General features: G+C 63.8%; 11 protein-coding genes. 6 read left to right on the top strand and 5 right to left on the bottom strand.

Annotation, left to right across the window (positions count from 1 at the left end; translation table 11 throughout):
- Positions 1 to 16 precede the first annotated feature (16 nt).
- The 4 genes from IVB24_RS24520 to IVB24_RS24505 all read left to right on the top strand — a co-directional run bounded on the left by IVB24_RS24520 (position 17) and on the right by IVB24_RS24505 (position 3,969).
- Positions 17 to 733 (top strand): YdcF family protein, encoded by a 717-nt coding sequence (locus tag IVB24_RS24520; protein ID WP_247769328.1) that lies wholly within the window; start codon positions 17 to 19, stop codon positions 731 to 733.
- A gap of 61 nt (positions 734 to 794) precedes the next feature.
- On the top strand, positions 795 to 1,577 hold the full coding sequence (locus IVB24_RS24515; protein WP_247769326.1) for a DUF169 domain-containing protein: 783 nt from the start codon (positions 795 to 797) through the stop codon (positions 1,575 to 1,577).
- Between the two features lie 9 nt (positions 1,578 to 1,586).
- Complete coding sequence (locus tag IVB24_RS24510) at positions 1,587 to 2,765, top strand: saccharopine dehydrogenase NADP-binding domain-containing protein (RefSeq protein WP_247769324.1); 1,179 nt, start codon at positions 1,587 to 1,589, stop codon at positions 2,763 to 2,765.
- 28 nt (positions 2,766 to 2,793) lie between these two features.
- Positions 2,794 to 3,969, top strand: coding sequence for a saccharopine dehydrogenase NADP-binding domain-containing protein (locus tag IVB24_RS24505; RefSeq protein WP_247769323.1), 1,176 nt, complete (start codon positions 2,794 to 2,796; stop codon positions 3,967 to 3,969).
- Here IVB24_RS24505 and IVB24_RS24500 read toward each other — a convergent pair.
- A complete protein-coding gene (locus IVB24_RS24500) occupies positions 3,966 to 4,586 on the bottom strand; it encodes a rhomboid family intramembrane serine protease (RefSeq protein WP_247769321.1) in 621 nt (206 codons plus the stop codon). The two genes, IVB24_RS24505 and IVB24_RS24500, sit on opposite strands and share 4 nt — an antisense overlap.
- A gap of 341 nt (positions 4,587 to 4,927) precedes the next feature.
- Positions 4,928 to 5,188 carry a hypothetical protein gene (locus IVB24_RS24495; protein ID WP_140480004.1) on the bottom strand — a complete coding sequence of 87 codons (261 nt, stop codon included), beginning with the start codon at positions 5,186 to 5,188 and terminating at the stop codon, positions 4,928 to 4,930.
- Between the two features lie 530 nt (positions 5,189 to 5,718).
- Here IVB24_RS24495 and IVB24_RS24490 point away from each other — a divergent pair.
- Positions 5,719 to 6,033 carry a hypothetical protein gene (locus IVB24_RS24490; protein WP_247769320.1) on the top strand — a complete coding sequence of 105 codons (315 nt, stop codon included), beginning with the start codon at positions 5,719 to 5,721 and terminating at the stop codon, positions 6,031 to 6,033.
- A gap of 88 nt (positions 6,034 to 6,121) precedes the next feature.
- On the opposite strand, the gene IVB24_RS24485 is transcribed toward IVB24_RS24490, so the two are convergent.
- The 3 genes from IVB24_RS24485 to IVB24_RS24475 all read right to left on the bottom strand — a co-directional run bounded on the left by IVB24_RS24485 (position 6,122) and on the right by IVB24_RS24475 (position 10,249).
- Positions 6,122 to 7,375: an O-antigen ligase family protein gene (locus tag IVB24_RS24485; RefSeq protein ID WP_247769319.1), complete on the bottom strand. Its 1,254-nt coding sequence runs from the start codon at positions 7,373 to 7,375 to the stop codon at positions 6,122 to 6,124.
- A gap of 73 nt (positions 7,376 to 7,448) precedes the next feature.
- Positions 7,449 to 8,996, bottom strand: a complete 1,548-nt coding sequence (locus tag IVB24_RS24480; RefSeq protein WP_166475267.1) for an undecaprenyl-phosphate glucose phosphotransferase — start codon at positions 8,994 to 8,996, stop codon at positions 7,449 to 7,451.
- A 119-nt stretch (positions 8,997 to 9,115) separates the two neighbouring features.
- Positions 9,116 to 10,249 carry a glycosyltransferase family 4 protein gene (locus IVB24_RS24475; RefSeq protein ID WP_247769318.1) on the bottom strand — a complete coding sequence of 378 codons (1,134 nt, stop codon included), beginning with the start codon at positions 10,247 to 10,249 and terminating at the stop codon, positions 9,116 to 9,118.
- A gap of 204 nt (positions 10,250 to 10,453) precedes the next feature.
- Between IVB24_RS24475 and IVB24_RS24470 the strand changes: the two genes are divergently transcribed.
- Positions 10,454 to 12,778, top strand: coding sequence for an exopolysaccharide transport family protein (locus tag IVB24_RS24470; protein ID WP_247769317.1), 2,325 nt, complete (start codon positions 10,454 to 10,456; stop codon positions 12,776 to 12,778).
- Positions 12,779 to 12,858 lie beyond the last annotated feature (80 nt).

Raw genomic sequence — 12,858 nt, 5'->3', positions numbered from 1 at the left:
CCTGTCGCTGGTGCTGATGGCGACGCGCTTTGCCGCGCTTGGCCGCAAGCTTGCCGTGACCACGCTGGTGTTGCTGGCGGTGGCGGCGTTCTCGCCGCTCGGCAATCTTCTGATCTATCCGCTCGAATCGCGCTTTCCGGCGTGGGACGCCTCGCGCGGCGCGCCCGACGGCATCATCGTGCTCGGCGGCTCGGTCGACACCGATCTGTCGGCGGCGCATCGCACCCCCGTGGTCGCGCACGCCGCCGATCGTCTGTTTGCGCCGGCCGAGCTCGCGCGCCGCTATCCGAATGCGCGCATCGTCTTTACCGGCGGCAGCGCGAACCTGGTTTCGACCGAGGCGAAAGAGGCCGACTATTCCGCGCCGATCCTGGAGAATCTCGGCATATCGAAGGACCGCCTGATCCTGGAGCGCAATTCGCGCAACACCTGGGAGAACGCGCTCTTCACGAAACAGCTGGTGACGCCGAAGCCGGGCGAGCGCTGGCTGCTGGTGACGTCGGCCTTCCACATGCCGCGCTCGATGGGAATCTTCCGCAAGGCCGGATTCGACGTCGAGGCCTATCCGGTGGACTGGCGGATGGGCGGGCGTGACGATCTGTTTTCCTTCACCAACATGGGCGCGGACGGACTGGGCCGAACCGAAGTCGCGGTGCGCGAGTGGATCGGCCTGGTGGCTTACCGTCTGATGGGCAGGACCGGCGAGTTGCTTCCGGGACCGGGCAAGGACTAGAACGAGAACTGCACAACAAGAACATAGCGCCAGCGCAAGATCGCCGGCCCGGAGGAAGCCAATGCAACAGCAGAGTGCAGACAGTATCGATCTCGGCGGCCTCGTCGCCGATCTCAACAACCTGCTGCGGCTGAAGACGAATGTGATCGGCATGAAGCTGTTCGCGCGCGCCGCGGACATGGAGGCGATCCCCAAGATCCGGCGGCCGAACGCGATCCATACCACCGACCAGATCGTCAGCATGGCTTCGCGCCTGGGCTGGACCGTCGGCATCACCTCAGAAGATCTCGTCGGCGCACAATGCCGCGCGGTGATCGGGCTTGCGCCGCAGGACGAGAAATGGCTCGCCGGCGAAAATTACGTCGGGGTCTGGCACGGCACCGCGGAGGACGCGCGCAAACGCCAGGAGGCGCTGGACGTGGTTCCGTTCGGACAATATCAGGCGCTCGCCGTCAGTCCGCTCGCCAGCGGCCGGCTCGATCCGCCCGACATCTGCCTGGTCTATGCGACGCCGGGGCAGATGATCATCCTGATCAACGGGCTGCAATATACCGGCTACAAGAAGTTCGAATGGGGCGTGGTCGGTGAGACCGCGTGCGCGGATTCCTGGGGGCGGGCGCTCAAGACCGGGGAGCCCAGCCTGTCCTTGCCATGCTATGCGGAACGGCGCTATGGCGGCGTGCCGGACGAGGAGATGCTGATGGCCTTGAAGCCGTCCCATCTCGCCAAGGCAGTTGAAGGCATGAAGGCGCTGGCCAGGAACGGCCTGCGCTACCCGATTCCGCCCTACGGCATTCAAAGTGACGTCCGTGCCGGCATGGGCGTGAGTTACGCGAAGAAGTAAAGGCCGATCATGAGCTCTGCGAAATTCGACATCGTCGTCTACGGTGCCACCGGTTTCACCGGCCAGCTCGTCGCCGAATATCTGACCCGGCATTACAAGAGCGACAAGACGCTCAAATGGGCGATGGCAGGCCGGAGCCTCGGCAAGCTGAAATCCGTGCGCGATGCGATCGGCGCGCCCGGCAACACACCGCTGATTGTCGCGGATGCGTCCGACGCGGCCTCGCTGAAGGCGATGGCGGAGCGGACGATGTCGGTGATCACGACGGTCGGTCCGTATCAGCTCTACGGCGAGGAACTGTTGGCTGCCTGCGTCGCCACCGGCACGGATTATCTCGATCTCTGCGGCGAGCCGATCTGGATGCGGCAGATGATCGACAAGTACGAGGCGGCTGCGAAAGAGAGCGGCGCGCGCATCGTGTTCTCCTGCGGCTTCGATTCCGTGCCGTTCGAGCTCGGCACCTTCTTCGTCCAGGAGGAGGCCAGACGCGTGTTCGGCGCACCCGCCGTGCGCGTGAAGGGCCGTGTGCGCGACATGCGCGGCACGCTCTCGGGCGGCACCGCCGCGAGCGCGAAGGCGACCTTCGACGCCGTCGCCAGGGACATCAGCCTGATCGCGATCCTGAACGATCCGTTCGCGTTGACGCCGGGTTTCACCGGCCCGAAGCAGCCGAGGGGTAACAAGCCGCTGATGGAGGAGGACCTGAATTCCTGGGCCGCCCCGTTCATGATGGCGCTGATCAACACCCGCAACGTGCATCGCTCCAACATGCTGATGGGATTTCCCTACGGCCAGGAGTTTGTCTACGACGAGATGGTCCTGACCGGTCCCGGCGAGAAAGGTGAGGCCAACGCCAAACGCGTGATGGCGGCCAATGCCGAGAAGACCGGCCCGAGCGCGCCGAAGCCGGGCGAGGGGCCGTCGAAGGAGGAGCGCGAGAGCGGGCTCTTCAATCTGCTCTATGTCGCGATCGCACCCGACGGCCGCATGGTCCGCGCCGGCGTTACCGGCGACCGCGATCCCGGCTACGGCTCGACCTCGAAGATGATCTCCGAATGCGCGATCTGCCTGCTGCGTGACACGACGGACGTCGCCGCCGGATTCTGGACGCCGGGCGCAGCAATGCAGCACAAGCTGATCGAGCGGCTGCGGGACAATGCGGGACTGACGTTCACGGTGGAAGCGTAAGGTCGACGGTCTGCAGGAAACCTCATCCGTGTCCGCGAAGTTCGACATCGTCGTCTATGGCGCGACCGGATACACCGGCCAGCTCGTCGCCGAATATCTCGCTGCGAACTATGTCGGTGACGGCGCGCCGACATGGGCGATGGCAGGGCGAAGCAGAGACAAGCTCGCGTCCGTTCGCGATGCGATCGGCGCACCCGCGAACACCGCGCTCATCGTTGCGGACGCTGCCGATCCCGCATCGCTGCGGGCGATGGTGGATCAGGCAAAGCTGGTGGTCACCACTGTCGGTCCCTACCAGCTCTACGGCTCCGATCTGCTTGCGGCCTGCGTCGCGTCGGGCACTGACTACATGGATCTCTGTGGCGAGCCGATCTGGCTGAAGCAGATGATCGACAGGCATGAGGCGACCGCCAAGGCGAGCGGCGCGCGCATCATGTTCTCCTGCGGGTTCGATTCCATCCCGTTCGAGCTCGGTACGTTCTTTGTGCAGGAGGAGGCCCGGCGCCTGTTCGGAGCGCCGGCGCCGCGCGTCAAGGGACGCGTCCGCGGTCTTAGCTGGAAGTTCTCCGGCGGCACCTCCGCGAGCGCAAGGGTCACCTTCGAAGCGGTTGCCCAGGATCTCAGCCTGGTGTCGATCCTCAAGGACCCGTTTGCCTTCACGCCGGGCTTCGAGGGACCCAAGCAGCCGCGCGGCAACAAGCCTGTTTTCGAGGAGGACCTGCAATCCTGGTCCGCTCCGTTCGCGATGGCGCTTCTGAACACGCGCAACGTCCATCGCTCCAACATGCTGATGGGATTCCGCTATGGCCGGGATTTCGTCTACGACGAGATGGTGCTGACGGGAGCGGGGGACGAAGGGCAGGCCAACGCCAAGCTCGTCATGGCCGCCAATGGCGACAAGACCGGCCCCGCAGCGCTCAAGCCCGGCGAGGGGCCGTCCAAGCAAGAGCGCGACAACGGTCACTATGATCTGCTCTATGTGGCGATCGCGCCCGGTGGCCGTACGGTTCGCGCCGCGGTGAAGGGTGATCTTGATCCCGGCTATGCGTCGACGGCGAAGATCATCTCCGAATGCGCGGTCTGCCTGCTGCGCGATGCGCCCGATGTGCCGGCCGGTCTCTGGACACCGGGCGCGGCGATGCAGCACAAGCTGATCAAGCGGCTGGTCGAGAACGCCGGGCTGAGGTTCGAGGCTGAAGGCTAGGTCTCTTTTGTCGTTTCGGTTGGGTTCTCAGGCAGGTTCAGGAATGCTGCCCCGAGCAGAGAACCCAGCAGAGCTCCTGCTAGATGGCCAAGCTTCGGATGCCCTGCGGTCACGATATCTAGAATCAGACCTATCGCCAGATAGGTGGACGCAACTGCGGTAGTGTACCCTCGGCCGATCGCCTGCCGACGGGCCAGCACGAGCGCGCAACTTGAAAAAGCAAAGAGCGCTTGTGATGCGCCGGTCCCAACATTCCAGGGTGCTTCGACCCCGATCGGGCTTGCCGCAGTGGCTAAACCACCAGCGACCAACCAGAGCAGTAGAAGCCTGAGCGATCCGATGCGCCGTTCAAGACGATGACCCAGCAGAAGCAACCATAAAGCATTGAACAACATATGTAGCATTCTTGCGTGCAGCAACTGCGATACTGGAATCCGCCATAGTTCCAAGGCTCTGAGATCATCGATAGTTACTCCCCCGAATCTTCGAAGATCGGAAACGCTGACGTTCCCAAAGAACGACCCGCTTATCGCATATGCTCCTCCGAGGGATACGCTGATAGTCAGGAAGGTTAGTGCGGAGGATGCGCTCAAGGGCCAATTCTGGAATCTTTTCATGTACCCTCTCTCGCAAGGGTCCCGCTGTGCTGCGGAGGCAAACCCGCCCGGCTCTTGCGGTTGGCCCCATCATTCAGTGAACCGATTTTCATTGAGGAGCTGTTGAGAAGGAAATTTTCGTGTTCGTCTGCTGTAGCGCGAGTAGAGCCGTGAATGAGGCTTCTCATCTCAGGATCGGTCGGACCGCCGCATCGGTCGAGCAGGGCAACGAAGCTTGCGTCGAGCGAAGGATCAGGTTTGAGGGACCCCTGGGTCGACATCGCCGCCGGTACGTAGATTTGAGGCCGACATATGATTATGTCGGCCCTGTCCAAAGTCATGCTTGATGGACGGACGGTCTCTCACTGTTTCAGGCCAGCGCTCTCCATGGCGTTTTTGCAAGCGTCGGAAAGCTGATCGAATCTTTGAACCATGCACTGCTTGATTCGACCGCCGCCGGGCCGAACGCCGGCGCACACGGTGCGAGCGTCCTTCGCACAGGCTTGACGTAATTCCGCCTGGCTCGCGCCAGCTTTGCCACAGGCCGCAGAAAGCAACCCAAGACTTGCAAGTGTGACGGTCATCGCCCGGTAAACGCGCGCAGTCATCGACAACTTTACCATGCGCAGACCCTCCGCGGGCCGTAAGCAGTTGCGGCTATCCAACAATTCTCCGGATAATATGGTCTATATACCGCGTATGGCCCATGGACGTACGGTGCGAGATTACGCCGGCAGTATCCATAGGGGCCCCTGTGCCAACCGGGGCCGCACCCGTTCGCTACAGAGATGACCTCACTGCGAGCCTCAGTGGTTACAGCCGGAGCTGTAAATGCAGCAGCCGCTGAAGCCGTCAACAGAGCTGCCAGAGTTGATGCGATCGAGATAGGTAGCTTCCGCATATTTCTTCGTATCCTTGTTGATCACGTTATCTTTGCGGCCAGCGACTAACGATAAGCATGCCAGCCACATTCGTTGCCCGCCTGGTTCTCAGTATCGATAGTGCGGGCGAAGTACGGGAACGTCATCCCGATAGGAAACATCTTGCCAAGTGAACTTTGCGGGGATGTCGCTCGCGCTCATGAATTTGTAACAAGCTGTAACGGAGTGTCTCGGATTGACGGAAACTTCTTGTCGGGGCCGCTACCGGCGGCATGTACGACACCGCAATCATCGACCTTCTTTGGACCGGGCGAGCCGTGATGCCCGCGGACGTCCTGGATGGTGCCGCGTCACTGATCGGCTGCTCGCAGCCCTCGTTCCGGCAATCCTGCGTCGCGCTATCCGTCAATCAGCAGGTCAAAGCCTTCAGAGATACCGAATATCTCGCCTCGCGTTACGTCGGTGGCGGTGCCCCGATATGGGCGATGGCCGGGCGCAGCAGACACGAGCTGATCAAGCGGCTGGTCGATCACGCCGGGCTGAAGTTCGAGGTGGAAGCTCAGGTGCCATCGGAGAATAGGCCATGATCGGCTGGTCGCCGCCGTCTACCAGCGCGTGCCCGCGGCGACCGAGGCGAGGGGCCTGTTCGACACCCCGCCGAGAAGCAGCCCGACCTCAAGCTGAGCGAGCCTCGTCGTTAGTCTGCTTATAGATCTGCGCGGCCGCGATCATGCCCCACATCGCGCCCAGCATCATCCAGAAGTGCCGCCAGTGATCGGTGTCGATCACGAAGCTCTCGCCGACGGTGCCGACGAAGGCGGAGAAGATGGCGAGATAGGCACGCTGCCAGGGCACAGGGACGAAGATGTGCTTGAAGCCCATGATGACGGTGGTGAAGACCAGCGCGGGATAGCACACGCCGGACAGCCAGCCGCCGGACATGAAGGCGTTGAGGTAGGAGTTGTGGGTGTCCTCGGGGAAGAACCGATGGAATTGCAGGGGGCCGATGCCGAACGGCAGGTCGAGCGCCATTTCCGCACCCAGGATGTGGCGGCCGAACCGGCCGAAGCGGCCTTCGTCATAGCTCTGGTCGAAGCTCGCGCGCTGCTTGAACATCTCGGCGGTGGAATCGAACGACAGCAGCACCGCGATCAGCGCAAGGCCGAGCACGGCGGCGACGATCGCCATGACGATGATGCGCGAGCGCTGCGCGTTGGTGCGGCTGGTGAGCACCATCAGCGCGAGCATGAAGGCGGAAGTCAGCACCAGGCCGCCCCAGGCCGCCCGCGAGAAGGCGAGCAGGATCGCCAGCGACATGATGCCGAATGCGAAGACGTTGCGGAAGGCCTTCCCCAACTTGTCCGAAACCACGCTCTGCAGCGAGAACAGCGCGGGCAGGATCAGGAAGGCGCCGAGCACGTTCGGGTCCTTGAACGTGCCGCGTGCGCGGCCGTAGAGCGTGAGCAGGTCGTTGCCGCCCGGCACCAAATGGAAATAGCCGGCAATCGCCAGCAGCGAGGCGATCATCGCGCCGACCACGAGGCCGCGGCGGAGCATGTCGAGCCGGGCCGCAGTGTCCTCGGAGGTGACCATCGCGAAGAACACCACGGTCACTGCCATGTACCAGGAGGTCGCGATCCAGCTCACCACCTCGGACTGTCCGTACAGCGGGATCGCGCTGATGGTGTAGCCGACGTTGAGCAGCACCAGCATCAGGACCAGCGGCATTAGCGCCAGCCGCAGCCGCAGGCCGGTGGCGAAGAAAATGACGGCCGCGAGCAGCGTCGTGATCTCGTAGGGGCTCGGCTCGATGAAGACGACCGCGCCGGAGGCGCCGACCAACCACACCAGCGCGCGCTGCAGAGCCAGCACGCCGGGCGCAGCCGGTACGGCCAAGTTCACTTCACCGGCAGTCGCCGCATACGCCATTACATGCTCACGCTATTCGTACGCTACAAACCCGTTGTCATCGCCTGGCTTGACCGGGGCATGACGGAGAAACTCAATACGCGTTCTCGTTCTTGGTCAGCAGCGAGATCGGCGTCTTCAGGAGAATGTAGAGGTCGAACAGCACCGACCAGTTCTCGATGTAATAGAGGTCGAACTCGACGCGCTTCTGGATCTTCTCTTGATTGTCGATCTCGCCGCGCCAGCCGTTGATCTGGGCCCAGCCGGTGATGCCGGGCTTGACGCGATGGCGTGCGAAATAGCCGTCGACGGCTTCGTCGAACAGCCGGCTCTGCAGCTTGCCCTGCACCGCATGCGGGCGCGGCCCGACCAGAGAGAGATTGCCGGAGAACACCACGTTGAAGAGCTGCGGCAGCTCGTCAAGGCTGGTCTTGCGGATGAAGCGGCCGACGCGGGTGACGCGCGGATCGTTCTTGGTCACGACCTTGGAGGCGGTGGGATCGGCCTGATGGTGGTACATCGAGCGGAACTTGTAGACGTCGATGCGCTCATTGTTGAAGCCGAAGCGCTTCTGTTGGAACAGCACCGGGCCGGGGCTGTCGAGCCTCACCGCCAGCGCCACCAGCCCCATCACCGGCAGGGCCGCGAGCAGCGCGAGGCTGCCGACGACGCGGTCGAACAGCCATTTCATCACCAGATCCCAATCGGTGATCGGCGCCTCGAACACGTCGAGCGTCGGCACCTCGCCGAGATAGGAATAGGAGCGGGGCCGGAAGCGCAGCTTGTTGGTGTGAGCGGAGAGGCGGATGTCGACCGGCAGCACCCAGAGCTTCTTCAGCATTTCCAGGATGCGCGTCTCCGCCGAGATCGGCAGCGCGAACAGCACGAGATCGACGCGGGTGCGGCGGGCGAATTCGACGATGTCGTCGACCTTGCCGAGCTTGCGGGCGCCGGCGCAGGTGTCGAGCGCGCGACTGTCGTTGCGGTCGTCGAACACGCCGAGCACGTGGATGTCGGAATCTTCCTGCGCCTTCAGTGCTTCGACCAGCTGCTCGCCATTGCTGTCGGAGCCGACGATGATGGTGCGGCGGTCGAGCCGGCCCTGGCGCGCCCAGCCGCGCACCAGCGAGCGCAGCACCAGACGCTCGGCGATCAGCGCGGCGAGTCCGAGGAAGTAGAAGGCGGCTAGCCACAGCCGCGAGATTTCACTGCCGTATTTGGCGAAGAAGGAGATGCCGATGAACAGCAGGAAGACGAACGACCAGGACGAGATCATCCGCGTCATCTGCCGGAGCTGCCCCCGGAACAGTTGCACCTGATAGATGTCGGCGGCCTGGAAGCAGACCACGGCTGCGATCGATACGGCGATGACCTCGGCGGGATAGACCCAGCTGAAGCCGGAGAGCTGCATGACATAGCCGACATAGAGCGCGATGCCGACGAGGCTGAGCAGCGTGAAGTCGGCGAGGCGGACGAATCCGGTGATTACGATCGGCGAATAGGCGCGGGAGACCTTCTGGTTGACGACGTCGAGGGCTGCGGGCGAGAGCCGGCGGCGACGCTCCACGAAGGGTTCGTCAGCGGGTTTCGCCGCGGCGCTGGTCGCGGCATCGAGCATCGAGCGTGCGTTGAGCGGTTCCACGGGTCCACGTCCATTTCAAGCATCCGCGGGCCAATGGCGTTGGCGCCCCGGGCGGCATCCCCTGGTCCTTGGATTATCGAACAAATCGGAAGATTCTCTAAAGCGGGCTTTAAGGATGGTTAATGATTGGCAAATGCGTCGCGATAGCCGGCGATCACGCCGTCGACCATGGCGGCTTGCGAGAAATGCGCCGAGATGCGTTCGCGCAACAGCACTGCGCGCTGTGCGGTGGTCTGCGGATCGTCGAGTGCAGCGGCAATGGCCTCCGCCATGGCTTCGGAATTGCTCGGCGCGAACAGAGCCGGATTGTCGGAACCGAAGATCTCGGGGATGCCGCCGATACGCGACGCGATCATGGGAATGCCGGCCGCGCCGGCCTCGATCACGACATAGGGCATGGAATCGCCGCGCGAGGGGACGACGAGCAGCCGTCCCTTGGAGAAGCCGTAGCGCGCCTTGACGTGACCGAGGAAGCGGATCGCATGGGTGAGGCCGAGTCTCTCGACCTGCGCCTTCAGCGCCGCTGTCTCCTCGCCGTCGCCGCCGAGCGTCAGCGTGACCTTCTTGCCGCCCTCGTGCAGGCGCGCCACGGCGTCGACCAGCAGATCGGCGCCCTTGATGTGCCTGAACTCGCCGACGTAGCAGAGGTCCGTGGCGTCTTCGGCAGTCGCGACGGGCTCGAACTCCTCGGGCGTGACGCCGTTGAAGACGCAATGCACCACGCCTTTGGGGGTGCCGACGATGCGTTGATAGGTGTCGCGAGCGAACGCACTCTCGAACAGGAACAGGTCGGTCGCGTCCATCAGCGTCCGCTCCAGCCGTGCGTAAAACTCGCCCTTGAAGGTGTTGAGTGGGTAGTGCAGCGAGCCGCCATGCGGCGTGTAGATGCGGATTGTGTCGTCGGAGCGTCGCCGCATCCGGATGAACGCGCCGGCCTTGGCGCCGTGGCCGTGCATGACGTCGGGCTTGAGCGTGGCGATCAGGCGTCGCATGCGAAGCCAGACCAGGACATCGTCCGGCGACGGCTCGCGGCGAATCGCAAGCCGGTGCGCGCCGAGCTTCAGCCGCGGCGCGAGCTCGGCCAGCGCCTTGTCGGCGCGCTCGCCGCCGGTGAGGCTGTCGGCGAGGATGCCGACATGATGGCCGCGGTCGACCTGGCCGTTGGCGACGTCAAGGATGTGGCGGAAGATGCCGCCGACCGGAGCACGCACGGCGTGCAGGATACGAAGCGGCCGGTCAGGAGAGGGGGGCATCAATCAAAACCAGCGCTCGACGGCAAATGCGGAACAATTCCCAGGAAAATATCGAGATGGATTAAGGGGTCTCGTGGTTAACAAACGGTGACGAGTGCGCCTGCGCAAGTCGCCGCATGCCGCGATTAACCCAGCGGCAACCTTAATGGAGTGTAATCGCGCCGGTTGAGATAGCTTGGTGGCGTTGCGCTGCGGGAGTGTTCGATGCGTTTAGCGTTCTGGCGTGCCGGCAAGGATAAGGCCGTTGTTGCGCGGGCTGTTGCAAAGTCCAAAACCGAAGTCGCGCCCAAAGCTGAGGTCAAGGTCGAGCCCAAGATCGAACCCAAGATCGAGCAGAAGACCGAAGTCAGGCCTGCGCCGCGCGTCACCAAGCAGGCCCAAGTCGAATCCGGCGATATCGACCTGCACGCGCTCGGCGCGGCATTGGCGCGCAAGCGTGGCTGGATCATCGTGCCGACGGTGCTGGCGCTCGTCGCATCCGTCGCAATCGTCAATTTCGTCACGCCGCGCTACAAATCCGAATCGCGCATCCTCATCGACGGCCGCGAGAACGTGTTCTTGCGACCCAGCAGCGACCGCAGCGAGGAACGGCAGGCGCTCGACGCCGAGGCCGTCACCAGCCAGGTGCAGCTCGTGCTGTCGCGCGATCTGGCGCGGGAGATCATCAAGAAGAACAAGCTCGCGGAACGCCCCGAGTTCGATCCGGTCCTGCAAGGCATCTCGCCGCTGAAGTCGCTGGCCGCGATGATCGGTATCGGCCGCGATCCGTTCTCGATGACGCCCGAAGAACGCGTGCTCGACGCCTATTACGATCGCCTTCAGGCCTACGCCGTCGACAAGTCGCGCGTGATCGTGGTCGAATTTCAGTCCGCCGATCCGGAGCTTGCCGCACGCGTCGCCAATTCGATCGCGGACGGTTATCTCGTGCTCCAGCAGGGCGTGCGCCAGGAGCAGGCCAAGAACGCCAGCCAGTGGCTTTCCGGCGAGATCGACAGCTTACGCAAGAAGGTCTCCGACGCCGAGGCGAGGGTCGAGGACTTCCGTTCGAAGTCGAGCCTGTTCATCGGCACCAACAACACCACGTTGTCGAACCAGCAGATGGGCGAGGTGAACACCCAGCTCAACAATGCGCGCTCGATGAAGGCGGATGCGGAATCCAAGGCGCGGCTGATCAAGGAGATGCTCCAGAGCGGCAAGCCGATCGAGGCGTCCGAGGTCGTGAACTCCGAATTGATGCGGCGGCTGTCGGAGCAAAGGGTAACGCTGCGCGCGCAGCTCGCCGAACAGTCGTCCACGCTGCTTGGCAACCACCCGCGGATCAAGGAGTTGAAGGCCCAGCTTGGCGACCTCGACAATCAAATCCGCGACGAGGCGGCCAAGATTTCCCGGTCGCTCGAAAGCGACGCGCGCATCGCCAGCGGGCGGGTCGACGGCCTGACCGTGAGCCTCGAGCAGCTCAAGAAGCAGGCGACCTCGACCAACGGCCAGGACGTCCAGCTCCGCGCGATGGAGCGCGAGGCAAAGGCGCAGCGCGATCTGCTCGAGAGCTATCTCGCCAAGTATCGCGAGGCCAATACCCGCGAGACCATCGACACCGCGCCGACCGACGGCCGCGTCATCTCGCGCGCCGTCGTCTCGAACACGCCGGCCTATCCGAAGAAGCTGCCGATCGTGCTGATCGCGACGATCGCAACGCTGCTGCTTTCGTCCGGCGTCGTCGTCACCGGCGAGTTGCTGAGCCAGACCGCGCCGCGCGCGGTGGCCGCGCTCAGGCCGGTGCAAGCGCAGGCGCCGTTGCGCCAGGAACCCGTTGTCCAACCGGTTGCCCAGCCGGTCGTTCAGCCGGAGATCGAACCGATCGCAGATCCGGTCACGGCGGAGCTGGCGCCGCTTCAGCCGGAGATGACCGATGATGCCGAAGTCACCGAATTCACCGAGATCGAAAATCTGGCCGACAGCCTGCGCGCCGCGGGTGCTGCGGCGAAGAAGGTCACGGTGCTCGGCACCGCTTCCGGCGAAGCCATTACACTGTCGACGCTGACGCTGGCCCGGCATCTGGCGCGCGAGGCCCGCGTCGTCGTGGTCGATCTCGCCGCGTCCTCGCCGACGATTGCCGCGGTATCCGTCGATGCTTCGGCGCCCGGCCTTGCCGAGCTGATGCAGGGTGAGGCGTCGTTCGCGCAAATCATCACGAAGGACAAGCTGTCGCGGCTGCATCTCGTCATGGCCGGCCGTCCCGGCTTCGACCGCAGCGTGCTGCAATCGCCGCGGGTGACGCTCGCCATCGACGCGCTGCTGCGCGCCTATGATCACGTGCTGATCGACGCTGGCGGCGCCTCCGACCTCCCGGCCGAACTGCTGACAGCGCATGCCCGCGCCGTCGTAGTGCCGGATGCGTCGATGGCGAGCGATGCGCGCACGCTGATGTGCGAGCAGCTGAGGGCGGTCGGCTTCAGCGAGGTGACGATGCTGAGCAAGCCGGTGCAGCCGTCGAATGCGGTTGACGCGCCGCGCGTGGTGGCGGCTTAGTTCTTATCCTCTATCCGCAGGCTCGATATCTTAGGGTGGGCAAAGGCGCACTTGCGCCGTGCCCACCACTTCGAATTGGT

The sequence above is a fragment of the Bradyrhizobium sp. 192 genome, from assembly GCF_023100965.1.
GTDB classification, from domain to species: Bacteria; Pseudomonadota; Alphaproteobacteria; order Rhizobiales; family Xanthobacteraceae; genus Bradyrhizobium; species Bradyrhizobium symbiodeficiens.
This window is presented reverse-complemented; position numbering and strand designations above follow the sequence as displayed.